Annotated in this window: 25 protein-coding genes; 6 read left to right on the forward strand and 19 right to left on the reverse strand. The window is 45.3% G+C overall.

Translation table 11 applies throughout. The annotated features are described in order from the left end of the window. Positions 1–621: 621 nt before the first annotated feature. From KSK55_RS10330 to KSK55_RS10345, 4 genes are all read right to left on the reverse strand, one after another. Complete coding sequence (locus tag KSK55_RS10330) at positions 622–1,302, reverse strand: pyruvate kinase alpha/beta domain-containing protein (RefSeq protein WP_218606839.1); 681 nt, start codon at positions 1,300–1,302, stop codon at positions 622–624. Between the two features lie 66 nt (positions 1,303–1,368). Next, the gene (locus KSK55_RS10335; protein ID WP_218606840.1) at positions 1,369–1,857 is read right to left on the reverse strand and encodes an AraC family transcriptional regulator; all 489 of its coding nucleotides are present in this window, start codon (positions 1,855–1,857) and stop codon (positions 1,369–1,371) included. A 168-nt stretch (positions 1,858–2,025) separates the two neighbouring features. Next, a complete protein-coding gene (gene katG / locus KSK55_RS10340) occupies positions 2,026–4,227 on the reverse strand; it encodes a catalase/peroxidase HPI (protein WP_218606841.1) in 2,202 nt (733 codons plus the stop codon). A gap of 126 nt (positions 4,228–4,353) precedes the next feature. Continuing rightward, a complete protein-coding gene (locus KSK55_RS10345; RefSeq protein WP_218606842.1) occupies positions 4,354–5,148 on the reverse strand; it encodes a winged helix-turn-helix domain-containing protein in 795 nt (264 codons plus the stop codon). A 62-nt stretch (positions 5,149–5,210) separates the two neighbouring features. On the opposite strand from KSK55_RS10345, the gene KSK55_RS10350 reads away from it, so the two are divergent. Further along, positions 5,211–5,666 (forward strand): DUF3795 domain-containing protein, encoded by a 456-nt coding sequence (locus KSK55_RS10350; protein ID WP_218606843.1) that lies wholly within the window; start codon positions 5,211–5,213, stop codon positions 5,664–5,666. A 61-nt stretch (positions 5,667–5,727) separates the two neighbouring features. Here KSK55_RS10350 and preA read toward each other — a convergent pair whose 3' ends face one another. The 3 genes from preA to KSK55_RS10365 all read right to left on the reverse strand — a co-directional run bounded on the left by preA (position 5,728) and on the right by KSK55_RS10365 (position 9,778). After that, positions 5,728–6,930, reverse strand: a complete 1,203-nt coding sequence (gene preA, locus KSK55_RS10355) for an NAD-dependent dihydropyrimidine dehydrogenase subunit PreA (RefSeq protein ID WP_218606844.1) — start codon at positions 6,928–6,930, stop codon at positions 5,728–5,730. A gap of 46 nt (positions 6,931–6,976) precedes the next feature. Next, a complete protein-coding gene (locus KSK55_RS10360) occupies positions 6,977–7,519 on the reverse strand; it encodes an HdeD family acid-resistance protein (RefSeq protein WP_218606845.1) in 543 nt (180 codons plus the stop codon). 78 nt (positions 7,520–7,597) lie between these two features. Further along, positions 7,598–9,778: a methyl-accepting chemotaxis protein gene (locus KSK55_RS10365; RefSeq protein ID WP_218606846.1), complete on the reverse strand. Its 2,181-nt coding sequence runs from the start codon at positions 9,776–9,778 to the stop codon at positions 7,598–7,600. A gap of 39 nt (positions 9,779–9,817) precedes the next feature. Here KSK55_RS10365 and KSK55_RS10370 point away from each other — a divergent pair, with 39 nt between their 5' ends. The 4 genes from KSK55_RS10370 (at position 9,818) to KSK55_RS10385 (ending at position 12,288) form a co-directional block, all read left to right on the forward strand. Continuing rightward, the gene (locus KSK55_RS10370) at positions 9,818–10,945 is read left to right on the forward strand and encodes a heterodisulfide reductase-related iron-sulfur binding cluster (protein ID WP_256663981.1); all 1,128 of its coding nucleotides are present in this window, start codon (positions 9,818–9,820) and stop codon (positions 10,943–10,945) included. Positions 10,946–11,010: 65 nt separating this feature from the next. Beyond that, positions 11,011–11,496, forward strand: a complete 486-nt coding sequence (locus tag KSK55_RS10375; protein WP_214419704.1) for a pyridoxamine 5'-phosphate oxidase family protein — start codon at positions 11,011–11,013, stop codon at positions 11,494–11,496. 10 nt (positions 11,497–11,506) lie between these two features. Continuing rightward, entirely contained in the window at positions 11,507–11,971 is a 465-nt protein-coding gene (locus KSK55_RS10380; RefSeq protein ID WP_218606847.1) for a hypothetical protein, read from the forward strand. Positions 11,972–12,009: 38 nt separating this feature from the next. Continuing rightward, on the forward strand, positions 12,010–12,288 hold the full coding sequence (locus tag KSK55_RS10385) for a 4Fe-4S dicluster domain-containing protein (RefSeq protein WP_214419702.1): 279 nt from the start codon (positions 12,010–12,012) through the stop codon (positions 12,286–12,288). On the opposite strand, the gene mch is transcribed toward KSK55_RS10385, so the two are convergent. After that, entirely contained in the window at positions 12,285–13,241 is a 957-nt protein-coding gene (gene mch / locus KSK55_RS10390) for a methenyltetrahydromethanopterin cyclohydrolase (RefSeq protein WP_214419701.1), read from the reverse strand. The genes KSK55_RS10385 and mch overlap by 4 nt on opposite strands. 179 nt (positions 13,242–13,420) lie before the next feature. On the opposite strand from mch, the gene KSK55_RS10395 reads away from it, so the two are divergent. Next, the gene (locus tag KSK55_RS10395) at positions 13,421–13,801 is read left to right on the forward strand and encodes a DUF1622 domain-containing protein (protein ID WP_218606848.1); all 381 of its coding nucleotides are present in this window, start codon (positions 13,421–13,423) and stop codon (positions 13,799–13,801) included. A 124-nt stretch (positions 13,802–13,925) separates the two neighbouring features. On the opposite strand, the gene KSK55_RS10400 is transcribed toward KSK55_RS10395, so the two are convergent. The 11 genes from KSK55_RS10400 to recQ all read right to left on the reverse strand — a co-directional run bounded on the left by KSK55_RS10400 (position 13,926) and on the right by recQ (position 23,782). Then, complete coding sequence (locus KSK55_RS10400; protein WP_256663982.1) at positions 13,926–14,840, reverse strand: ion transporter; 915 nt, start codon at positions 14,838–14,840, stop codon at positions 13,926–13,928. 4 nt (positions 14,841–14,844) lie between these two features. Next, on the reverse strand, positions 14,845–15,270 hold the full coding sequence (locus KSK55_RS10405) for a DUF6438 domain-containing protein (RefSeq protein WP_218606849.1): 426 nt from the start codon (positions 15,268–15,270) through the stop codon (positions 14,845–14,847). A 135-nt stretch (positions 15,271–15,405) separates the two neighbouring features. Next, a complete protein-coding gene (locus tag KSK55_RS10410; protein WP_218606850.1) occupies positions 15,406–16,104 on the reverse strand; it encodes a tetratricopeptide repeat protein in 699 nt (232 codons plus the stop codon). Positions 16,105–16,168: 64 nt separating this feature from the next. Beyond that, a complete protein-coding gene (locus tag KSK55_RS10415; protein WP_218606851.1) occupies positions 16,169–16,813 on the reverse strand; it encodes a tetratricopeptide repeat protein in 645 nt (214 codons plus the stop codon). A 62-nt stretch (positions 16,814–16,875) separates the two neighbouring features. Further along, complete coding sequence (locus KSK55_RS10420; protein WP_218606852.1) at positions 16,876–18,747, reverse strand: AMP-binding protein; 1,872 nt, start codon at positions 18,745–18,747, stop codon at positions 16,876–16,878. A gap of 93 nt (positions 18,748–18,840) precedes the next feature. Continuing rightward, entirely contained in the window at positions 18,841–19,104 is a 264-nt protein-coding gene (locus tag KSK55_RS10425; protein WP_218606853.1) for a 4Fe-4S binding protein, read from the reverse strand. Then, positions 19,105–19,632 carry a 2-oxoacid:acceptor oxidoreductase family protein gene (locus KSK55_RS10430; protein ID WP_214419694.1) on the reverse strand — a complete coding sequence of 176 codons (528 nt, stop codon included), beginning with the start codon at positions 19,630–19,632 and terminating at the stop codon, positions 19,105–19,107. Then, complete coding sequence (gene porA / locus KSK55_RS10435; protein ID WP_218606854.1) at positions 19,632–20,738, reverse strand: pyruvate ferredoxin oxidoreductase; 1,107 nt, start codon at positions 20,736–20,738, stop codon at positions 19,632–19,634. Before porA ends, KSK55_RS10430 begins: the two co-directional genes overlap by 1 nt. Continuing rightward, positions 20,732–21,640 carry a thiamine pyrophosphate-dependent enzyme gene (locus tag KSK55_RS10440; RefSeq protein ID WP_256663983.1) on the reverse strand — a complete coding sequence of 303 codons (909 nt, stop codon included), beginning with the start codon at positions 21,638–21,640 and terminating at the stop codon, positions 20,732–20,734. The genes porA and KSK55_RS10440 overlap by 7 nt, the downstream gene beginning before the upstream one ends. A gap of 47 nt (positions 21,641–21,687) precedes the next feature. Next, positions 21,688–21,975 (reverse strand): YkgJ family cysteine cluster protein, encoded by a 288-nt coding sequence (locus tag KSK55_RS10445; protein ID WP_218606855.1) that lies wholly within the window; start codon positions 21,973–21,975, stop codon positions 21,688–21,690. Continuing rightward, positions 21,968–23,782, reverse strand: a complete 1,815-nt coding sequence (gene recQ, locus KSK55_RS10450; RefSeq protein ID WP_218606856.1) for a DNA helicase RecQ — start codon at positions 23,780–23,782, stop codon at positions 21,968–21,970. Before recQ ends, KSK55_RS10445 begins: the two co-directional genes overlap by 8 nt. Positions 23,783–23,931 lie beyond the last annotated feature (149 nt).

Genomic DNA, 23,931 nt, shown 5'->3' on the forward strand with positions numbered 1-23,931 from the left:
ATCGCCTGAGTAATATTATTAAGCGGCATATTCCCAATTTGAGGAATACCCATTATTGTATTTAAACTCTGTGTTGATTCTGGAAATATGACCCCCGGGATCCGATCTACTATTCAAGAAATATACCGGATTTTGGCGATCTGATCATGAATAATGAGAGATTTTATGGAATGAGGCCTTCTTTTTTATATTCTGACTTCACGCGTCATGATATTAGATAACGTTGTGATTTTCATCCATTCCATATCATATTGGACTGTATAATTGGTGTACCAATGAAATCATGAATACATTTTCAATTCTGAATCCATTGAATGAAGAACAAGAAGTACCATCACCAGGATATTTATTGGTAACGGTTTCTTGTTCCCAGCAGATTGGATACCAAAACCTCCTCAATCATTCCAATACTGGTGGTTTTATTTCATCAAGAATACCGAAAAGAGTAGTATTGAAATCAGAGAAGAGAGATCATTCCCGTTCTATCATGGGTTTTTACATTATTAACATGTATACTCAAACCGGATCGGATATACATGTCTGAATAATGTTCTGGAGTTTTGGCTCTTCAGCGTCCAATGAGAGAGCTATATGGCTCTCCTCTTCCTCATGCCATTGATTTTACCTGAGATATTCTATCGAGATGTCAGGTGTTTCAGCGATCCCGGGTTTTGCGAGAAGTTCGATCAGCCTTGCACCACAGTCAGGGTGAAAAAGATTTGCTGATGATGCACTCCTGATGATCCAGCATGTATCAAGTCCCCGTTCAGTACCTGCACATGCCAGAACCCTGACTCCCTCAGGAATTACTCCTGCATCGGTTGCCATTAAAACACTTTCAAGAGCGACAAGGGTTCCAGGAGAGATGAGTTCGAGTGTTTTTGCGATGATGTCCAGTGAAGTTACCTGCCGTAAATGAAGTCGTATTGAAAAACTTGGTCCAAAGAACGGGATAGTACCTTTCACTACCGGGATCCCGGATGCATCTAGTTTTACTTTATTATCAGCCGTGATCTCCATGGGAATCCGTGTTTTCCCTTCCTGTCTCCATTGATCGCGTATTGATCTCAGACCTGGATTCGACTCAAAGAGATCCGTGTCCATTTTATCAACCTCCCAATACATTCCCTGCGGGCAGGTGACACAAACAATTGGTTTTCCTGGATCAGCTGCTGCAACCTGCAATGCACTTGATCCCGTTATTGATGCAATAACAATGTAATCACATCGGGATGCTTCTTTTTTGACAACACTCACAATTTCAGGAGTATTATCAGGTCCGGGAAGATCAAAGATAATCATATGCTATGAAAAAGATAGGTAAATTAAAAATCTTTCTTCTATCAAAACAAAAAATGAGGAATTATCTCATCTGACCGCCATACAGATGTCGACGATATGATGTTTTTTGGGATGTTCTTCCGGATTATTCAGGTATACCTCATAACTCGCCCGGGAAATGTCAATCTCCAAACCATGGGATGCTACCCATTCAACAATTTTTTCCCATGAAGCAGGGTATTCTTCCGGACCATCAAGTTCGAGACCTATTACTGCATATTTTCCTCCAGGAAGGTTTTTTGTTTTAATTTCTCCCTCTCCCTTTACATCTTTTGAAATACTCATACAGACATCAAGGGTGAGTTCCTCCGGAGGGGTTACTTCTGGATCATCATAATATGCAGCGATCATGACAGTATCAGGGCCCATTACCTGGTTCTGAAATCCCCACCCAAAGAGTTTCCCGAATAACTCTGCGAAAAGGGCAGGATTTCCAATGTAATTTCCCTGATATGATACATAGGCAACATACCGTTCTTCGAGATCCTGAATTGTTGGTTCTTTTAATATCTTCATACCAATTTCCTCTGGTATATCTCCATCTGTTATTGACAGAGTATATAAAAATAGAAGGCCCCGGGGTGAAAGTGAAATAAAGTGATAATGGTGGCAAAATCCCCTTCAATCCATCTGGGTCTGGAGGAATTTAAAAAAAAGAGATGAAGGACCCCTCAAAAATCTCTCTTACGATATGGCAAGATCAAAACGATCCAGGTTCATCACCTTGGCCCATACCGCTACAAAGTCATGAACAAATTTTTCTTTTGCATCCGAACATGCGTACACCTCTGCAACGGCTCGGAGCTGGGCATTTGAACCAAAGATCAGATCGACACGGGTGCCGGTCCACTTCACTTCACCTGTACTCCTATCCCGCCCTTCAAACAGATCCCGAGCGTCTGATATTCCTTTCCATTCTATGCTCACATCAAGAAGGTTTATGAAAAAGTCGTTGGTCAGAGTTTCCGGTTTTTTCGTGAAAACACCATGCTTGCTTTGTCCGAAGTTGGTATTCAGCACTCGCATACCACCAATAAGCACCGTCATCTCTGGTGCAGTAAGAGTCAGTAATTGTGCTTTGTCTACCAGCATCGCTTCTGCTGCCATCGAAATGTTATCTTTCATGTAATTCCGAAAACCATCGGCAAGTGGCTCAAGTACGGCGAAAGATGCTCCATCAGTCTGTTCCTGGAGGGCATCCATACGTCCGGGTGTGAAAGGTACCTCCACATTATATCCTGCATTCTTTGCAGCCTGTTCAATACCTGCACAACCTGCAAGAACGATTACATCAGCAAGTGATACTTTCTTTCCTCCAGAGGCTGTGTTGTTGAAGTCTCTCTGGATGTTTTCGAGAATCTTAACCGTATTCGCCAGTTCAGCAGGTTCGTTGACCTCCCAATCCTTCTGTGGAGCAAGACGGATTCGTGCACCATTCGCACCGCCTCGCTTATCAGATCCGCGGAAGGTAAAAGCAGAGGCCCAGGCGGTGGACACCAGCCGGGAAATAGACAGACCGGATGTCAGAATCCTGCTCTTGAGCAGAGCGATATCCTGCTTATCTATCAGCGGATGGTTGACCATAGGGATAGGATCCTGCCAGATGAGCTCTTCTTGTGGAACCTCCGGACCAAGATAACGAGTACGTGGACCCATATCACGATGTGTCAGCTTGAACCATGCCCGTGCAAATGCATCAGCAAGTTGTTCCGGGTTTTCGTAGAATCGTCTTGATATCTTTTCATAGATAGGATCAAATCTCAGGGCAAGATCTGTGGTAAGCATTCCTGGGGGATGGCGTTTCTTCGGATCTTGTGAATCTGGCACAGTTCCGGCACCTGCTCCATCTTTTGGATGCCACTGATATGCACCAGCCGGACTTTTTGTTAATTCCCATTCATAACTGAAAAGATTCCTGAAGAAGTTATTACTCCACCTTGTAGGTGTAGCAGTCCATGTAACCTCGATACCGCTAGTGATCGTGTTGTTTCCCTTTCCGGTTCCAAAACTACTCTTCCAGCCAAGACCCTGTTCTTCAATTCCCGCAGCTTCAGGTTCAGGCCCGACATGAGACGCAGGACCGGCACCATGGGTTTTACCAAATGCATGACCTCCGGCGATAAGTGCAACCGTTTCCTCATCATTCATGGCCATTCGCGCGAAAACTTCCCGAATATCCCTCGCAGCTGCAACCGGATCAGGTTTGCCGTTCGGCCCTTCAGGATTTACGTAAATAAGGCCCATCTGTACAGCAGCGAGAGGTTTCTCAAGTTCCCGGTCGCCTGAATACCGCTTATCACCAAGCCATGTGTCCTCTGAACCCCAGTATGTATCCTCCTGCGGTTCCCAGAAATCCTCACGTCCACCTCCAAATCCGAATGTTTTGAATCCCATAGACTCCAGGGCAACGTTGCCTGCAAGGATCATAAGATCAGCCCACGAGATTTTCTGACCATATTTTTGTTTTATTGGCCAGAGGAGCCTGCGTGCTTTATCGAGGTTTACATTATCCGGCCAGCTGTTGAGCGGAGGGAATCGTTGCTGTCCCCCACTCGCACCTCCCCGGCCATCAAAAGTGCGGTACGTCCCGGCACTGTGCCATGCCATGCGAATCAGCAAGGGCCCGTAATGACCAAAATCCGCCGGCCACCACTCCTGCGAATTGGTCATCATATCCTTCAAATCCTTCTTCACAGCCGCCAGATCAAGTTTTTTAAATTCATCCCGGTAGTTATAATTCCCACCGAGTGGATTGGAGACGGGAGTGTTCTGGTGAAGGATCCTGAGATTAAGCTGGTTGGGCCACCAGTCACGGATAAACCTGCCTTCGCCAATTATTTGCATATTTCCTCCGCTATGTGCCGGATTATGGGTATTCTCAGTCATCGTGGTACCTTCCTACGGATGTCTGACTTATCTCCTCTGGGGTGATAAACATTTCTTCGTAGGGAAATTCACTGTATTGGTATAATTTAGCCTGATCTCCTGTAATTCCATCAGAATTACGGGATATCACAAACCGGAATACATCTTTTTAATCATCTCCATCAGTCCAAATCCCTTTTCGGTGATGAGGTATTGGCCGGATGTTGCATCCTTGGCAACGAGTTCTGCTTCAATCAGCCGGGTTACATGAAAGAGAAGGTGTCCACCTTTGTACCCGGTGAGTGTACTAAGTTCCTTGTAACTCATTCCACCTCTTGATAATGCTTTGATCATACTGAACCGGACTGGGTGAGATAGAGGTTCGATAATCCTGGATAAAACCATCTCATCTGGAAGATCTTTCATGTAAGAGATCTGTCCCTGTCGTTTCAATCCGGATCTGGTCAATGACAGTTCACCTATTGCCTTCATCAGTTGATCGCGTTCTGTTGTATACACCTGAAAACAGGAGATACAAGGCTTTTGTCTGAGTTCCGGATATTTATTCATCAGTTCGTCGTCGATCTGGATCTGGTTTTTTAAGAAATCATCTGCTTCATCCGGATCCATACGTTCGGCAGATTCTTTCAGACGGCACATGAAAAAATCAATACAGTCGGTTCGGTTATATAAAGAACATGGATTTGGGCAAACAGATTCAAATTCACGACGCATTGTGTTTAAAACTAAATCAAGAAGGAGTCTTTGATAGCCCTGAGTGATCTGTTTACGCATTACTTCGATCTTTTCCTCAATAAACAGGTTCTGGAATGACCGTAGTTCGGAGATGATCAATTCACCCTGCTCACGCTGGATAGATCCCAAATCACGTATTTGTTTCTCGATCTGAATAATTCGCTCTTCTATCTCATCTTTACGCATGATGCACTCTGGTATATTCAAATTACCTTACATTATATTTTCTTTACCTCACCAGTATCTGTATGGACAAATCATACGAGAATGACATGCAGTATCCTGAATATATGGAAAATGGAGATGTTCGTGGGCGATGTGGATTTCATTGCCGGAAATGCCCTGCTTATAAAGAAAATATCCACAGCGATACCGATCGGAGTCGGGTTCATCTGACCTGGAACAAGATTTACGGACTTGATGTTCCTCCAAGTGTCTTGAATTGTGATGGATGTCTGAAACCTGACGATGAGCACCCTGTCAGAATAGGTGGAGATTGTGAGATCCGAAATTGTGTTCTGGAGAAAAATCTCGCTCATTGTGGATTATGTGCTGATTTTCCCTGTGATCTCATGGAAAGACATCTTGCGAGTGTTGAGACCGTGGTCCCTGAGTGCCGGAGTTCATGTTCTCCTGAAGAGTTCAGAGATTTTATCGAGCCTTATTTATGCAGGGAATTTCTTGAATCAGAGAAAAATAAATGAGAATATATCGCGGTTCATTCAAGATTCATATTGAACGATATTCTCGCCAGGAAAAATGGATTCAGGGTTGTGATAGTTTCATCCGTATGCTCCCGGTTGGACACACCAGTGAGCAGAGTGAACAGGTATCACACCGATCAGGATCCAGGATTACCCCTTCCCTGGTAAGGATCAATGCCTGATATCCACCATCACGACATGAGATTACACATTGACCACATATTTTACAGGTTTTCACATCGATGACAGGAATGAGCCTGTTTTTCCGGTCAAGGCTCTCATGACTGGTGAGATGTGGTAAGGCTTTTCCCCTTATCTCATCCGGACTGCGGTACCCTTTTCTTTGCAGATATCCGGACAGACCGGCGAGCATTTCCCTGATGATCCCTGCTCCTCCCCACATGACTGCGGTACAGACCTGAACTGCTGACGCTCCGACCAGGAGGTATTCCGTTGCATCCTCAAAAGAACTGACACCTCCTATTCCTATGACCGGAACATTAGTACTGCGGGCAACTTGTGATACTACCCGAAGCCCAATCGGTTTTACTCCTGGTCCAGAATATCCTCCATAAGTAGAGTATCCGGCAACGGACGGTGCAGGCTCAAATGTCTCGATGTCAACACCCATAAGGCTCTGGACGGTGTTGATAGCTGATATCATATCTGCTCCACCTTCAACTGCAGCCTGTGCTATCGGGACAATATCAGTAACATTCGGGGTGAGTTTTACTATGAGCGGAATTGAAATTGCATCCCTGACATATCCGGTCAGAGTTCTAACAAGATCTGCATCTCCTCCGATTGCAGCCCCAAGTCCCCGTTCCGGCATCCCATGAGGGCAGGAGAAATTAAGTTCGATGGCTTGGACTCCTGCAAATGCCACCTGTGAAGCAAGATGTTGCCATTCTTTCGGATCCATTCCGGCCATGATACTGGCAATCAGGATTTTCTCTGGAAACTCTTTTCTTATCTGTGGGATCTCATCCAGCCAGTATGATACGCTCTTTTTGCTCAGGAGTTCGATATTTTCAAATCCGAGAAGATGTGACTCCTGATCTTTCCAGGCTGCAAACCGAGGGGATACATCCTCGATAACCATCCCGTCTGGTGTGATTGTTTTAATGACCGCACCTCCCCAGCCAAGTGAGAAAGCATGCCGAATTTGATCTGCACTGGCAGTTGGTGGTCCGGATGCAAGAATAAACGGATTTTCAAGTGTTAAAGAGCCAAGGGTCGTCGGCAGGACTGGAACAGGTACCATATCTGATGGTCACTGCGAATCCATAAAAAAGAAATAGGTTTGTTCGTCAGTATGTGATGACCATCTCACCTTTTTTCATCATCAGACCGGCAATGATACTGATAATACCAAATACCAGACAATAAATGCCAAGTAGGATGATGAGAACCAAAGATCCGGCTGTCGGGATAGGTGCAAAGGCAATCAGGATACCAAAGAGTACACCAATGAAGCCGTTAACTCCTAAAAGTGCTCTGAATGGAAGTTCTTTAAAGGAATAGGCGACGAATAGTTCTGTAATACCGGTAATTATCGCCCAGGCAGCAATCAAAATTGTAATTGCAACGACCATTGAGAACGGAGATATAAATGTCAGAATGGCAATTATCACCCCGATGATTGCAAGGATCAGGATAGGCCATCTTCCTGGCTGTCTTGATGACAGGCTCATTCCCCCGGTCATGAGGGATATAATAAGCAGGAATATTCCCACAATATAGGCAATGACTGCTTCCATCGCCATCGGAATGGTAAAACAGAGAATTCCGATAATTACAGCAAAAATACCTCGGGCTAGGAGACTCCCCTTGGTGAGGATTTCTTGTTCCATGAGTTATAATTCAGATAATTATTTATTAAAGATCGCCGGTTCATGGAACCCTTTTACCCAACGATCAGAGGATAAAATTCAGAGGGTAAATTCACCAAGGTCTGTTTTGAGTCGTGCAGACATCTCCTGAACTTCGGATGACTCAGCCATAACCTTTTCAAGTGATTCACTGGTTGTCTCTGCTATTGTGGCTAATCCAGATATCTTCTCTTCGTTATCCATGGCGATTTCACTGATGAGTGATACACCTCCGCTTATCCGTTCAATCTCAACCAGTTGATTCTCATTTGCCCTGGTGATCTCACCAATGCCTGTTGCAGCACTACCAATGTCCCCCACAATCTGTTCAAGGGCATCAACGGTCTGTTTTACACTTCCGATCCCGACAACGATCTCGTCAAATACATTTGTCATGAGTCCGGATGTCTTCTGACTCTGGGATATTATTTCAGATATCACTTGTTCAATATGTTCGGTCGCCCGACGTGATTCTCCTGCAAGGTTCTTGACTTCTCCAGCGACGACTGCAAATCCTCTTCCTGCATCTCCTGCCCTGGCAGCCTCAATTGCAGCATTAAGAGCAAGCAGATTTGTCTGATTTGCAATATCTGCAATAACCTTCACAACCTTTGAGATATCTGTAATTTTTATATTCAGATCTCCGATTTCCTCAACCGCTTTTCGTGAGATTGTCTCAACAGCTTCCATCTTTTTCGAGGCTTCATTCCCCTGCATGAGAGCTGACTGGCCTGACTGTGTGGCAGTATTGGCAAGTGTCATCACCTCCTGAGAAGTGCTGGCTATCTCTTCAAAAGAAGCTGAAAGGCCTTCGATGCTTTGCAGTAATTCAGTTATGGCGACGACCTGTTCTTTCATCTTTGACGCTGTGGTTTCAGCAGTTGATGCTACTTTCTCTGCCCCTTTTGATATCTGAACAGTTTCATTTCCGATCGTCTCCATTGATGATTCAAGCACCTGGACCTGGTCAGTTATGTCTGCAAGAGTTTTTCTGATATTGGATATTGCGTTGTCGAGGTCGGTCTTAACCTCACACAGTGGATCTGAATTATCACATGATACAGAGATCGCAAGATTTTTTCCGGCAATTGTCGCAAGAGTTCCGCCGAGCTCATGAATGCTCCGTTGCAGCATTCGATCTGTATTCCGCTCATTGGTCATGTCTACCATGCAGATGAGAACATCACTCGTGTTGCCTTCTCCATCCACCAGGGGGATTGCAAATAGGGCGAGTTCTTTTTCTCCGGATGGAAACCGATAGATAACCTCCCCGGACTTATTCTTCTGACTTGAAAAGACACCGGCAATGTCCAGGGTACTCTTTGTCACCTGGGTAAAGTCACGGAACGATATGGATTTCAAAGCATCATTGGTATAATTGGTAAGTGACAGGAATGCATCGTTTGTCTGAACTATTTTATATGCTGGATCGATGATGAGCATTGGAATTGGATTTTCACGAACGATACGTTCTGCTCTTGTTTGAAGCTCGACTATCTTTGAGATGTTCTGGACTACTTCCACCTGTCCGATTACCTTACCTTCACGATCATGAAGGAACGCAACATCAATTTTAAAGTGCATCCCATGGTCTTCAAAAAAGGTTTCAGTAATTCCTCTCCGGAGTTTTTCAATGCCTGCAACATTCCCGCACTTTTTACCGACAAGTTTCTGCCGGGTGGTCCGTTTGAATTTTTCAACTGCTGTATTGACATAGGTCCAGATCATCTCTGGATCGGTAACAGATATCGGGAATGGGATGGCGTCAAGAATTGCTTCATACCAGACAGATTTCTGTTTTAACTCCCGGGAAAGATCATCAGCCCGGTTTTTTTCTGCGACTTCTTTTGAGGTATCAATAATCGCGCATATGTGGGTAATTCCTTCGATGTCAGAAGAGGAGATCCTTACCTCTGCAGGAAATAATTCTCCATCACTCTTCTGCAGGTAAATGGTACAGATTTGAGGAGAATTTGGCGTCGTTCTCCATATTGCGTCAGTCCATCGTGAACTTGACGGAGTGCCATCCGGTTGTTTTTCCGGAAAAATTGACGTAATCTTTACTTTATTGAGTGTGTTGATTCCAAGGAGAGACTGGGCCGCAGGATTAGAGAAAGACACTACATCCCCGGAGAGAAGGAGGAAGGGCACCTGGACTGTAGAGAGCAGTGAATGCGTGTATGTCAGATTATTCGATATTTTTTCGGAATTCTGATCAGGGCGAAACTCCATAAAACTCATGGAGGATTTCTCACCATTCCTTATCAATGGATAGGATTTGTGAAAGAATCAAAGAACAGATCTTTTCTCTCTGAAAAGCGACTGTCTCATATGGGTTTTGATGCTGCAAAGTGTGATTTTTCCCGGTGCAAAGGGGAATGCCTGACAAAGTGTCCCTATGTCTCATACAATGAAAAAGAGACAAAAGAGCAGATAAGTGCGTTAATAAAAGGGGAAATGGCTCCAATTCTTAAGGAGTGTATCACCTGTGCTGCCTGTAATGAATACTGTCCACTTGGAGCAAATCCCTGGGACCTGATATTATGGAGACAGGAGCAGACGCAGGTATTAGGGATTCCGAGCAATGCAAAACCCGCTTCTGACTGGCTGGTAAAACCAAAGATTGTCAGACCAGGAAAGCCTGGTGGTGCGTTAATTTCTCTGTGTGGTATCTATGAGGTTGTTCCACAGCAGGAATTTTTAACTGGCATTATGTTTGATGAGACCACACTCATCGGAGGAGGGGATTATTGTTGCGGGTTTACTGAGACTCATCTTGGACGGGGCTCCAGACCTTATGAATTTCTTCCAACCCTGGTCAAAAACCTGGCTGATGCAGCAAAAGAATACGGAGTTTCTGAAATTGTATTCACACATGATGCCTGTTATAATGTTCTGACAACCGTCGCAATCCAGGATCGCATTGAAGTTCCTTTCAAACCGGTTCACATCCTTGAGTATATCAGAAACTGGCTCCGTGATCACAAAGACAAAATTACTCCGCTAAACATGAAGATGGCATATCAGGGAGGGTGTACTACGCGTTATGCAGCAAAGGAGGGTGAGATCTGGAGAGACTGGCTTGAGGAAATACTCAGTCTGATTGGCGTTACCTGTGTTGAAGACAAAAGAAAGTACACCGGAGACAATCGGCTTTGTTGTTGCTGCAGTATCTTTCACACCCAGCATGAACGGGCAATGAAATTCCAGCATATGAACATTCAGGATGCAATAGACGCCGGTGCTGAGGGGTACTGTTTCATCTGCCCTGCGTGTGTTTCAGTAATGCGGATGACCTGTAAAGAGATGAATCTGACACCATATTACATCACACAGCTCGTTAAAATGGCTCTGAAAGAAGATTTAGGAAAAGCCGGAACTGCCGCATTTGGTTACCCGGTTAAGTAAGAGAATAAAATAGTAAACTATTATTCTCTGCATATCCTGTTTTCATATAGAAATGGAGATGGAACATGGTTACATTCACCAATGAGATGAAAGAAGCCTTACGGGTTCCAGGGAAGGGTGGAAGTCTTATTCATATGGCTACCTCCAGCCTTGACGGTAAACCAAATATCGCTGCCATGAGATTTGTTGCAACGCATGGTGATGATAAAATTCTGATTTCAGATATGTTTCTGCTCAAGACTAAGATGAACCTGAAGGAAAATCCTGAGTGTAGTATCGCAATCTGCCATCCGATGGATGCTGGGCGTGACTGGGTTTTCAAAGGGAAAGCAGTTGATATTGAGTATGGGTTCCCCCCGGAATTTGACTGGTACGGAGTTAAGGCCAAGGAAATTTTAGACAAATGGGGAGACTGGGCAACACTTGAACCACCAAAAGAAGTCCCACCAGATATTGTATTTCCAAAACCTGCCCAGCGGGGTGTTGTCGTCCTGCATGTCGAAGAGATTTACTCTATTGAGAAAGGAAAAACCGGAGAGCGTATCCAGTGAGGTGTAAAGGATGTCAATAATTCTGACTGAGCGGATGAAAGGCTGGATTGAGCTGATGGGATGTCACCTGTGTGTTGCCACTCCGGAAGGGGTGCCACTGGTTACCGTTTCACGGTTCGCCAGAGTTACAAAGCCTGATCAGGTCGCGTTTGCGATGGAAAAAGGAGAGATTGGCCTCATTGAGGCTGCTGTTACCAAGAATCCATGGGTCGCGTTTGGGGTATCCAGGCAGGGAGGTATTCGTGCGGCTTACCAGTTTAAAGGAAAGGGGAAAATCCTGAAGTCAGGCCCGGAATTTGAATCACTCAAACAGATGGCCGAAGGAATCGCAACCGATGCAGTTCTGGTTGTAGATCTGGCCGAATTGTATTGTACAAAACCTGGTGCAGAGGCAGGTCAGCGTCTGGATGTCATGGCTCCTGATGCAGTTGATGCATGGGAGAAGGCACGCTGGACTGACATTCCTGGCAAATAGACAGATATAATAATATCTTTTTTCAACCTTTTCCCGGAATGGGAGAAGAAGATACCGGGAAGACACCAAAAAAATTCCCCTGGTTTGAACCCTTTGCTTGTGAGGGCTGCGGAGACTGTGTTTCAGTATGCCCTACCGGTTCAGTTGAACTTCTCGGGAAAGAGGATCAAAAAGTTCCAAAGGCGTGGGTTGTAAGCCCTGACACCTGCATCGGGTGTGGGAAATGCGCCAAAGCCTGTATTGTCGGTGCCGTACAAATGACCAGTTATGTGGACATGGCAAAAAAGCGGTACAAGGAAGAACCCCGCCCTGTCTAAATCTTATCGTATATAGCGTTAAAGGATTCGAGGAGAACCTCCTCGTTTAACCTGCCGAAATGGTATATTTTTCCGGTAGTACAGTCATTAACGGTTAGTTCGGCTGGTGAAAATCCGAGATAGGAACCTATATTGACAAAGTCATAGTTTGCATTTTTAAATAATTCGTAAAATGGTCTTCCGTACATCTCAGAGTTATCTGATGTGATCCTGGAAAACTCGTCAGAGTATAGTCGTGTGGATATCATGACTGATCCATAATAGATATTACAGTCATTAGTAACCCCCATCGCCTGCTCAAAGGTATTTTTTATTGGAGCAACAGGCGACCTTCCGGCAGCATTTACGATATTTGAGAGATCATATCCCATATCCTCGAGTTTATGCATTGCCATCGTGACAATTCTTCCGGATATTTGAATAGATCCTACAATACTCCGGGTAGATGCAACAAGAGCATAGAGATTTTTGGGTTTTACTCCACACTTTTCTGCTATATATGAACATATGTCTTCATCTGGAAGAACACCCGCTTCAAGAGCAATTATTGCAATATCTGAAGTGTCGTGATACTGAATCGCCTGATACGTCCCTTTGGGTTTTAAGGCAAGTGCCCGTGCTGGTCCGGACCCCATCGCAAAAAAGTTATTTCTCCTGATTACCCAGCCTGCTTTCTGAGAACCAAGACAGGCAATAATGGGGTGTTTTACCGTCAGATGAACGAAAGGAAACACCTGGCCGGAAATAGGCTGATGGACAATGGTTGGTTCAATTAATCCTCCGGCGCAGACTTTCAGGAACTGTAGGCCGGCTTCATGACACCCATTCTCTCTCACACCACAGTCGATCACAGTTGTCCCATTTTCAAGGGTGTGGACTTTAATACCCAAAATCTCAGCGTTGCGCATCATATCGAGCACAACGGGAAGGGCATATGTATTAACACTAATCATACAGATCAGGGATATTGTTCTTCCAATCACTGGTTTCTAAAAAATAAAATGGCATCGATTTTCCCTCATATGTATATCCTTCCATTTTCTCTCCTATCTGATCTGATAACCAGACTGAATCTGTCACTCTGTTGTGAAAATTCCACAATTTCTTTATCGTCTCTGCACGATGTGTTGATATGATTCCCGGATTGTGGAGTGACCCTGACAGTCTTATTCTTTTATGCATCGATGCCGTCTCCCGGATCATTGAATTATGTGCCGTTTTAGTAATTTTTGGATCAATTATCGTCGGTTCTGTCAGATATTTTCTCATCAAAAAACCAGGTGTCCTGTCCGGAATTGATCAGATGGTAGGATACCGGCAATACATCGGCCAATGGCTACTTTTAGGATTGGAACTGCTTGTTGCAGCAGACATCATCCGAACCGTGGCTCTTGATCAGACGCTTGAACGGGTTGCAGGGCTTGGGCTTTTGGTATTGGTCCGGACATTTCTGAGTTGGGCCCTTGTAGTTGAGATGGAAGGAAGATGGCCATGGCAATCGGTGAGAGAATAAATGGGAAGTTTCAGATTGTGGTAACGATACATATTGGTTTTTGCATATCAGGGACCTTCAGGCTGAATATTCTGGATTTGATCCCTTTTTCCGGGTGAAAAGAGGAAGAAGGATTTGAGTTCTTTTAATCCACCGTTTTATTCAATGTAATGAGCATCAGAATCTGTTCATATTCATCTGTGGTTATATGTCCGTTTTTCTGAAGTGAGTTGAGTTTTTGAATAAGCAACCTGATTTCTTCTTGTGAATACTCAAGAGATATCTTTTTTTTATGTCTCTCTCTCTCTTCCATGAATCCGGCTGCCATAATGGCTGATGGCAACGCAAGAACAAGGACACCGGTTATTGTTATGATTCCAGCTATCATCTTTCCTGCCGATGTAACCGGTACGATGTCCCCATATCCGACTGTGGTTACGGTCATAACTGCCCACCAGAGCGATGCCGGGATGCTGGAAAATTTATCAGGCTGGGCGGGATTTTCCACGACATACATGATTGTCGATGAAAAGAGGATGATGAACACCAGGAAAAAGAGCATAATCACGAAGATCTCTTTCTTCCTTCTCAAAACCCGTCGAAGTTGGACCAGTGAATCTGAGTACTGGGTAAATCGTCCAAGTTTGAATATTGATGCGAGTCGGAGAAGGCGAAAGAGCATGATGTCCTGGGGGAACAAAAACGGAATAAATACTGGCAGAATAGAGATCAGATCAATGAAGAGGTACACATGAAACGCATATTTTATCCGGTCAGTTATCATATGCACCGGATTTTTCGTATCGGTACATGACCATATCCGGAGGATATATTCACAGACAAATACGAACATGCAGATATTTATGACAATCTTCAAGAAATTGCCGTAATTTTCTGCAATCGGCCGGACGGTGTAAAGTATAATTGCGATGGTGTTCACGAGAATGATGAATCCAAGAGTCAGGTGGATACGTACCGATGCCCGGTCATGCCATGCCGGTTTATCCAGAATGATATGGATACGCTTCTTTACTTCCTTGTAACTCAAAATATCGTCCAAAAGATTAGATGGGTTCTCCCCAGGTTCCTTCGTTGAGTGTTGGGTTTCCAATCCATCTGGTGGATTGTGCTACAATATCCACTTCATCTTCTATCATGGTAAGATTAAATGGTGCAGAGAGATCCCCGTGATAATGCTCAATCTGTTTTGTGGTTGTATTATTTCGGACCGTAAGGATGACAGATGGCATATCCGTGATATCATACCCGATGTAGGTGTTATTCATTTCAAAAAAACCAGCGGCGGTTATGGTATCGGAAAGATTCATGACCAGGGCTGGATCAATATGATCTGTCGCCTCTCCGGTAACTTCAACAAATTGTTTCCCTACCCATTGTACGGTTCCATTTTCGGTAAGAGTTACTGAATATACCGGACATGACCCAAAACACATCCCTCTCTCCAGGGTTATCTCAATTCCCCGGTTCATATCAACAGAAGTCTGATTTGCTGAACAAATTATGCAAATAGTACAAAAGAACAGTATTGGCGCCCAAAATATCCTGTGTTTCATCATACAGAAACATGGGTATGCCAAGTAAAAAAGGAGAGGTATCAGGAGATGTTATGCTGAAGAAGGGACATATGCCGACGATGGAATTACTGTTTCACTGGGTCCGGTTTTTCCAGTTATCTCCTCAAGAAGACGGTATATCTCCTCAAGTTCTTCAGGCTCATTTACACCACCATTCTCATACTGGGAGATTGCCATTTCAAGGGCAGTCTGAGCTTCACTAAACCGGTTTAAATTATACAATACCCTTCCTTTTCCTGCATATGAAGCCCAGTTAGATGATGCGCCTTTTGCATAGGTGATAGCTTTTGCATATGCCTCAAGGGCAGAGAGATATCGTTTCTGACTTTCAAGTGCAATACCTGCTCCATACCAGGCATCAGATGATGTAGATTCAAGTTCAATCGCTTTTTTGAATGAATTGTATGCAGCACGATAGTTCCCACCTTCAAGACCTGCGTACCCTTCTGCAATATATCCTTCAAAGGTCTCTGGGACTTCAGTTGGAATTGGAGTTACTCCCTGGTCAAGCACGGTACTCATGAGGTTTTGATCTATCTGTGCAAGCAGCCAGTTCGGGGCAGATAGAAGACTACCATGTGACCATCCGTCATCGTACTCGCTATCCCCGTATGCTGGATTAAAAGGGTACACCGGATAGTCACTGGATGATGTATCACTGACAAATAATGCACCTGATGGCGTTAATGCAGTGATAAATAGTATTGGTATGAAAGCTGCAGCTGACATACATACATGATCTGATACGAGAAATAAATACGTTCTCTTGATTCAATAAAAAGGGAAAAAATGATTATAATGCTTTTTCAAGAGTATTCTGTGCCGCGTCAATCTCACCAAGCATCTCAAGTGCTTTGGCCAGGTCCTGGTTCATTGATGCGAGTTCATCAGGGAGTTCTTCTCCGGCCTGTTCATACTGACTGATTGCAATTGTCAGAGATTCTTTTGCGTTTTTATACTGCTGAATTGCAATGTATGCTCTTCCCTTTCCTGCATTCGGTCCCCAGCTGGAATCGGGATTTTTGGCATATGAGACGGCCTTGGTATATGCATCAATGGCTGAGAGGTACCGTTTCTGGTTTTCAAGAGCAAGTCCCCTGCCGTACCATGCCTCAGGTGCGGTCCCATTCAGGTTGATTGCCTTTTCAAAGGAGTTCAGTGCATCTTTAAAACTTCCCCCTTCAAGATAACTCCACCCTTCTTTTACATAATCCTCATATGTGGGTGGTTTCGGGGTTGGTGTCTGGAGGTCAGTTCCAAAATAGTCAAGTTTGCTCATCTCTTTTGATTCATCATCAAACTGTGCAAGCAGCCAGTTTGGAGCTGCCAGAAGATTCCCACGCGACCATCCGTCATCAGAGGTATCAAGCCCGAGAACTCCGGCAGGTAGAATCAGCCCAGCCAGTAAGATGGCTGAATACAGGAAATTATAATTCATTCCTCAGAGGTTTAAAAAAATAGAATAAAAACATGTCAGGTGGTTCAGCTCACCAGACAAAATTATACGGATTTTCCGGTTCCGTTCTTCTGCTCTTCTTCAAACCGCTTCATCTCAATCTCACGAAGGTCTTTTCTTTTAATCTTCCCTGAGATGGTTTTTGGCAGTTCTTTTACAAATTCAATCTTCCGGGGATATTTATAGGGGGCTGTAACTGACTTGACATATTCCTGAATATCACGGGCCAGTTTATCAGACGGTTCAAATCCTGCCTTGAGAACTATGAACGCCTTTACAACAAATCCACGAATTATATCCGGAGACCCGATAACTGCTGCTTCCTGGACTGCCTGGTGCTCTATGATTGCACTCTCAACTTCAAATGGGCCGATACGATATCCGGAGGCTTTTATGACATCATCATCACGGCCAACAAACCAGAAGTAACCGTCATTGTCCATCATTGCCCGATCGCCGGTATAGTAAAAACCTCCTCTGAATGAATTCGTGTTTGCTTCTTCATTGCCCCAGTATTCCATGAAAAATCCGATCGGACGGGGATCGGTTTTTATGGCAATTGATCCTTCCTCTCCTGGTTTTACCGGTTTTCCATCCTCATCATGCAGTTCAATGACCCAGCCAGGGGAGGGTTTTCCCATCGATCCATACTTTGGCTCCATGCAGGGGAAGGTACCAACACACAGGACAGTTTCGGTCTGACCATACCCTTCGTATATCTCAAGACCGGTTGCATCCTTCCATGCTTTAATGACCTCCGGATTGATGAGCTCCCCGGCACTGACACAATGACGGAGTTCAGAAAAGTCATACTTCCGAAGGTCGGCCATGATCAGCATCCGGTAGATGGTCGGTGGTGCACAAAATGTTGTAATCCCGTATTTTTCGATGAGAGGGAGGAGCTCAGTGGCATTAAACTTGCTCCGGTAATCATACACAAAGATTGCTGCCCCTTCGACCCATTGACCAAACAGTTTTCCCCATGCAGACTTCGCCCATCCGGTGTCTGATACGGTAAAATGCAGGTCATTGTTTCTGACATCATGCCAGAACCGTGCCGTTACTATATGACCAAGCGGGTATGCCTGTGAATGCAGGACCATCTTGGGATCACCCGTGGTTCCGGATGAAAAGAAAATGACCATGGGATCAGATGACTTGGTCTTTCGCATTCCTTTCAGATTGATGATCCGTGACGACACCGGAGCCGGGTATGTTAATTCTCGCTCATATGAAAGCCAGCCGTCACGTGCACCATCCACTACCATTTTTGTATGAAGAGTCGGACATGAATCCAGAATCTCATCAACCTTATGGGCGTTTTCCATGTCGGTAATGACCATCTTTGCTTCAGATGTATTGACCCGGTAGGCAAGATCCTTTGGTGTGAGCATGGTTGGTGCCGGGATATACACCGCTCCTATCTTGATAAGGGCCACGGTCATAAACCACCATTCAGGCACCCGGTGAAGCATGATGATAACCCGGTCACCTTTTGAGATCTTGTACTTGATCATCATGTTGACGATCTCATTTGATCTCCTGGAGATGTCACGGAATGTAAAAAATTTTTCAGCTCCTTCCTGGTTAGTCCAGACCATTGCTATTTTGTTCCGGTCTTTTTTTGCCCAGGCATCGACTACATCAAACCCGAAATTAAAATACTCCGGGACTTCTATTCGAAAATTCCGGTATGTTTCGTCATAATTTTGCATATTATGACGGTGGGGGGATGGAGAGTCATCGATGATGGGGCTTGACTCACCACAGGGATATATGCCATATCCGGAAAGTTTTCGGAGCTGCCTGGTACATGCCTCATTTATCCAGTCAGAGCGTGAAACCTGTCTGACAACACATTCCTGATCGACCCGGTGAGTCAGATCATCATCCATCGTTATTGAAAACCGAACCATCTGTAATAATCTGGTGCACCAAATTGTAAAAGAGTTGTGAATGGGTGAACCAGTATTTATATCAAAACCTGGCGAACAGACAGGGAATGGGTCTTAATTACCAGTTGTGTTATCTTCCCGCACCATGGTGATGGCTTTTTTCGGGCATTCAGCTGCACAGATGCCGCAGCCCTTGCAGAAGACCAGATCGATCTCATAGTCATCATTGATAACACCATCTGGACAGTACATTGCACACATCCCACAGGAATTACAGATTCCCTTATCAACAACTGGTCTGAATACCCTCCAGGTTCCGGTGTTCCCACAGGCACCTTCACGCGGCTTTGATATAGCAAGTCTATCTCTGGCTACCAATTACATCAACTCCTCATATGCCATCAGGGCAGCTTTCAGATTTCGTTCATCTGAAAACATCTCTTTTATTGCTGCACTTGCGGATTCGCGTGAAAAGAGTCCCATTTTTGCAAGTGCTCCTATTACCGGCGTGTTCAGGATCGGACTTCCGGCGACGATTAAATTTGTTTTAAGAGCAATGCCGGTAAGATCCACATGCTGCACATTATATCCCTCTGCTTTTTTCGGAACCTTCGGAGCATTTATCAGGACCTTTCCTTCAGGTTTGAGTCCTTCAAAGACATTGACAAGATCAAGAATGGAAGGATCAAGCACCACAACCAGGTCCGGATTATGGATCTGGGAATATATCTTGATTGGCTTGTCATCGATTCGGATGAATGAGACAATCGGGGCTCCTCTGCGTTCTGCACCGTAAAACGGAGCGGCGGTTGCATATTTGCCGTCCCGGAACGAGGCAAGTGCCATCAGTTTTGCTGCAGTAACACCACCCTGACCGCCCCGTGAATGAAGTCTGATCTCATACATCAGGCATCAACTCCAAACCAGAACTCTTCCCCGATCCGTCTGTCTCGTACAAATCCTGCGATGTCATTATACGTGACTTCCTGTCCTCCAAGACCGGCAATGACATTAAAGCATTCTTTTCCGGTTTTTGCCCGGATAGATGATGCAAGAATTCCACCAAACCCGAATGAGTAGTTCCGGTCAATGACCACCAGGTCACGGTTCCCGAGATCCAGGTCAGGGAAGGGTCGGATCCATCTGACACGCATTGAACCTGCTTTTACTCCCTCATTCCGAAGGATATCAACAGCAACTTCCGCCTCTTTTCCAAGCGTTCCCATAGCCAGGATCAAAACCTCTGCGTCTTCACACCGGTAATCTTCAGTCCAGGAGTATTTTCTTCCGAATGATGTAGCGAAAGCCTCTTCGGTCTCCCTGATTACCTGCACAGAGTCCCGCATGGACCGTTCGATATCGTACCGGATCTTAAAATAGTCAGCTGATGAGGTCATACACCCGTACCCGGCAGGTGCATCTGTACTGATAGCATGATCCAGAACCAGTGGCGGTATGAAGTCCCCGATCTGGTTTTCTTCAAGTTGCTGTGAGATGTGTGAGAGAGCAAATCCGTCAAGGTTAATCATGACCGGCAGGTAGACTCTCCGGTCCTCTGCGATTCGGAATGCCATGATGGTTGCGTCATATGCTTCCTGTACGGTTGCGACATACACCTGGAGCCACCCGGTATCACGTGCCTGAAGTGCATCAGTATGTTCTGCCCAGACATTCCATCCCGGACCAAGGGCCCGGTTCACGTTTGCCATGACGATAGGAAGGCGTGCACCAGCAGCCCAGTTGACCATCTCATGCATGTATAACAGACCGTGAGAACTGGTTGCAGTAAAAGTCCGCACCCCGGTGATGCTTGCACCAATACAGGCAGCCATGGCGGAGTGTTCACTCTCTACTGGAATATATTTGGATTTGAGGCTGCCGTTTGTCACATAGTTTGCAATCTGCTCAACGATCTCGGTTTGGGGGGTGATCGGGTATGCTGCAACCACAGCAGGATTTGCCTGTCTGACCGCTGCAGCAACGGCATTATTCCCAGTAGATACTGTTAGCATGTTCCCTCCGCTTCAGCTTTTAACAGACGCAAATTCCGTTCCATCTCTCCCCGTATGGCTTTTACTTTCTCATCATTCATCCCGGAGAACCGTCCCTGCATCTTGAGGTATTCTTCAAGCGGAGCAGGCTTTATCATTGCCGCCTTTGTCGGACCGCTTAAGGTAAGCGTATCATATTCACGTTCGTACATTGCCCAGATTCCGGTCTTTACTGCCATCTTCCCAATTTCAATGGTCTGGGATGCATCATACCTCCATCCGGGAGGACAGGGAGCCAGAATATGCATGAACTTTGGTCCCCGGATAGAAAGGGCCTTTTGCACCTTTTTCACCAGATCCTGGGGGTATGCACTGCAAGCGGTTGCCATATATGGCAGGTGATGAGCTGCAATTATTCTGTCAAGATCCTTCTTGGCATGGGTTTTGCCACCTGGGGTCGTGGTAGTCCGTGCACCAAGCGGTGTGGATCCTGACCGCTGCATACCGGTGTTTCCATATGCCTCATTATCATAACAGATGTACAGGAAGTTTGTATCCCGTTCCAATGCTCCTGAAAGTGCCTGGATACCAATATCCACCGTTCCACCATCACCTGCATAGGCGATGACGTTCGTGTTTTTCCCCACTGCTTCAAATGCTGCAGCCATTCCTGATGCAACCGCAGCAGCAGCAGCAAATGCAACATTATACACCGGTATGTTAAACGATGTATTTGGCCAGACCCCCTGCAGAACACTGGTGCAGCAGGCAGGAACTACCAGAACCGTATCTGGTCCGGCTGCCTTGAGCACGTGTCTGAGTATGAGGGACGAGCTGCACCCTGCACATGCAGAGGTACATTTACAGATATATTCGCTCGCAGAAGTCCCTGACATGACAATCTGTACCCGTTTGTCTGTCATGATAAATAATGATAGTTTGATCTATCACTAGTGAAATCATCAGATGATTATGCACAAAAAAATCTGCGGCAATGGTCAGGTCTGAATGAATAAATCGTGCAATGGAATGATTCATCTTCACCAGGCCGGAGAAATGGGCAGGAATCCGGGTACTGTTTCATTCGGTCACTATCCCGAAACCTGACAAGATCCTCTCCTCCAATTCGTGCAAAAAACCGCTGCTTGGTCAGGGTAAAGTGACAAAAATGCTGGGTATCCCCGATACTTCGTTCAACCAGCATATATCGTCTCATGTGCAGGCAGCATTTGCCACACCGGTTACAGGGATCAGCCATTCGCCACCTCATGTCTGGTATACGCGTTTATTGCCTCAAGGAACGGCTGACCATACTGCTCGAGACGGCGTTCACCGACACCATATACATGGCGCAGATCATCAGGATTTCTGGGTCTGACTCTGGCCATCTCCCGTAAGGTCTTATTTGGAAAGATCCTGAATGGAGGCATATCATGCTCATCAGCAAGCAATTTTCTGACATCTCTTAAGATCTCATACAAATTATTCTCCGCAGGAGTCGGCTCGCTTCCCACCGATTCATCAGTAAGCACCGCCTGAAATTCAGGCTCACCAATTCTGACCGGAATTTTTCCAGCAAGAGCATCACGAGTCCGGGGATTTTTTCTGACAACTGGATACCGGGAACCATACCGTGACAGATACCCACAGGAAATGAGTTCTCGAATCCAGTATACCCACATGCCTCTCCGGTGAGGTTTCCCAGACCCGAAACAGGAAGAGGTATCATGCCCTCTACTTATCACCTTGTCATCAATAGTTCCGGAAAGAATGTCAGCAATATATGAGACACCGTAATCATCTCTGAGCTCTTCCATGCAGGTAGAAATGGTTGCCAGGATATCTCTTCCGTCTATTGTTTTCCGCCCGGAATGGCAGGAATCACAGTTCCCGCATGATGGTTTGTCCCACGATTCTCCAAAATATGTCAGCAATACAGCCCGGCGACAGGCCCGTGACTCACAATACCCGACCATTTCGTGAAGTTTTCGAAGACCTACCTGCCGTTCTGTTCCATCTGCCATCTGTTCGATAAGATACTCTATCTTTCTGAAATCTCCCCTCGAGTAAAGAAGAAGACATTCAGCAGGATCTCCATCACGTCCTGCACGTCCGGTCTCCTGGTAATAGTGCTCAAGGTTTTTTGGAAGGTCATAATGAACTACAAACCTGACATCCGGTTTATTAATTCCCATTCCGAATGCGACGGTTGCGACAATTATCCTGACTTCATCCCTGAGAAACCGGTCCTGGGTTTCATGCCTGACAGATTTTGGAAGATCAGCATGGTAGGGAAGTGCTGAAAACCTATTCTTCTGAAGCAGTTTTGCCAGATCAGTCACCTGACGTTTTGAAAAGCAATAGATAATTCCGGATTCGTTTGGGTGACCCTGCAGGAAATGGACAAGTTGCTGTTCACCGTCTTCTTTCTTTTCAATCCGGTAGATCAGGTTCTCACGGTTAAAAGAGCCAATAAAAACCGCCGGGTCAGAAAGACTGAGTTCATTGATAATATCTGTACGGACTGACGGTGTTGCGGTTGCTGTCAGGGCGATTATCGGGACATCTTCAAAGGTTTTTCGAATAATTGAAAGCTGTCGATACTCCGGCCTGAATTCATGACCCCACTGTGATATACAATGGGCTTCATCTATCGCAAAAAGACTGATCTGAATGGATTTGAGGAACTCAAGAAATGCCGGCTGGACCAGACGTTCAGGAGATATATATAATAATTTTAAGGTTCCTGTTCGGATGGCATCTTCAACACTGCGTTTATCTTTGATATCCTGGGTACTGTTTAAAAATGCTGCAGGTATTCCGGACTCAGCAAGACAGTCTACCTGATCTTTCATAAGGGCAATCAGAGGAGATAACACAATTCCGGTTCCCTCCCTGATGAGAGCCGGGATCTGATAGCACAGTGACTTACCTCCACCGGTTGCGATCACCGCAAGGACATCCCTGCCATTGAGTACCTGGGTGATTATCTCCTTTTGACCGGGCCGAAATGTTCGGTACCCGAACCATCTGTGGAGAACATCTTCCGGAAGAGGACCTTTCATTCAGATACAGGTTATATGTGATATCAGAAAACAGCATCTTCTCAGAACCGGTATACTGAACAATTTTCGTCTCATTTTTTCCCTGATCGAGCGAAAAGTTCATCCGTGAGCACCCTGATACGATAACAACTAAGAGGATGCCCGGCATG

The sequence above is a fragment of the Methanospirillum hungatei genome, assembly GCF_019263745.1.
In the GTDB taxonomy this organism is placed as follows: domain Archaea; phylum Halobacteriota; class Methanomicrobia; order Methanomicrobiales; family Methanospirillaceae; genus Methanospirillum; species Methanospirillum purgamenti.

What these genes read in the sequence shown, in the direction of transcription:
- KSK55_RS10410 (WP_218606850.1), bottom strand. Translation starts at nt 16,104, where the DNA reads ATGTCAGCTGCAGCTTTCATACCAATACTATTTATCACTGCATTAACG.
- KSK55_RS10395 (WP_218606848.1), top strand. Translation starts at nt 13,421, where the DNA reads ATGATTCCCGGATTGTGGAGTGACCCTGACAGTCTTATTCTTTTATGC.
- recQ (WP_218606856.1), bottom strand. Translation starts at nt 23,782, where the DNA reads ATGAAAGGTCCTCTTCCGGAAGATGTTCTCCACAGATGGTTCGGGTAC.
- KSK55_RS10345 (WP_218606842.1), bottom strand. Translation starts at nt 5,148, where the DNA reads ATGCGTAAAGATGAGATAGAAGAGCGAATTATTCAGATCGAGAAACAA.
- preA (WP_218606844.1), bottom strand. Translation starts at nt 6,930, where the DNA reads ATGGTACCTGTTCCAGTCCTGCCGACGACCCTTGGCTCTTTAACACTT.
- KSK55_RS10365 (WP_218606846.1), bottom strand. Translation starts at nt 9,778, where the DNA reads ATGAGTTTTATGGAGTTTCGCCCTGATCAGAATTCCGAAAAAATATCG.
- KSK55_RS10430 (WP_214419694.1), bottom strand. Translation starts at nt 19,632, where the DNA reads ATGTATGAGATCAGACTTCATTCACGGGGCGGTCAGGGTGGTGTTACT.
- KSK55_RS10360 (WP_218606845.1), bottom strand. Translation starts at nt 7,519, where the DNA reads ATGGAACAAGAAATCCTCACCAAGGGGAGTCTCCTAGCCCGAGGTATT.
- KSK55_RS10440 (WP_256663983.1), bottom strand. Translation starts at nt 21,640, where the DNA reads ATGACAGACAAACGGGTACAGATTGTCATGTCAGGGACTTCTGCGAGC.
- KSK55_RS10385 (WP_214419702.1), top strand. Translation starts at nt 12,010, where the DNA reads ATGGGAGAAGAAGATACCGGGAAGACACCAAAAAAATTCCCCTGGTTT.
- KSK55_RS10375 (WP_214419704.1), top strand. Translation starts at nt 11,011, where the DNA reads ATGGTTACATTCACCAATGAGATGAAAGAAGCCTTACGGGTTCCAGGG.
- KSK55_RS10445 (WP_218606855.1), bottom strand. Translation starts at nt 21,975, where the DNA reads ATGGCTGATCCCTGTAACCGGTGTGGCAAATGCTGCCTGCACATGAGA.
- KSK55_RS10380 (WP_218606847.1), top strand. Translation starts at nt 11,507, where the DNA reads ATGTCAATAATTCTGACTGAGCGGATGAAAGGCTGGATTGAGCTGATG.
- KSK55_RS10415 (WP_218606851.1), bottom strand. Translation starts at nt 16,813, where the DNA reads ATGAATTATAATTTCCTGTATTCAGCCATCTTACTGGCTGGGCTGATT.
- KSK55_RS10335 (WP_218606840.1), bottom strand. Translation starts at nt 1,857, where the DNA reads ATGAAGATATTAAAAGAACCAACAATTCAGGATCTCGAAGAACGGTAT.
- katG (WP_218606841.1), bottom strand. Translation starts at nt 4,227, where the DNA reads ATGACTGAGAATACCCATAATCCGGCACATAGCGGAGGAAATATGCAA.
- KSK55_RS10405 (WP_218606849.1), bottom strand. Translation starts at nt 15,270, where the DNA reads ATGAACCGGGGAATTGAGATAACCCTGGAGAGAGGGATGTGTTTTGGG.
- mch (WP_214419701.1), bottom strand. Translation starts at nt 13,241, where the DNA reads ATGATTAGTGTTAATACATATGCCCTTCCCGTTGTGCTCGATATGATG.
- KSK55_RS10330 (WP_218606839.1), bottom strand. Translation starts at nt 1,302, where the DNA reads ATGATTATCTTTGATCTTCCCGGACCTGATAATACTCCTGAAATTGTG.
- porA (WP_218606854.1), bottom strand. Translation starts at nt 20,738, where the DNA reads ATGCTAACAGTATCTACTGGGAATAATGCCGTTGCTGCAGCGGTCAGA.
- KSK55_RS10350 (WP_218606843.1), top strand. Translation starts at nt 5,211, where the DNA reads ATGGACAAATCATACGAGAATGACATGCAGTATCCTGAATATATGGAA.
- KSK55_RS10420 (WP_218606852.1), bottom strand. Translation starts at nt 18,747, where the DNA reads ATGGTTCGGTTTTCAATAACGATGGATGATGATCTGACTCACCGGGTC.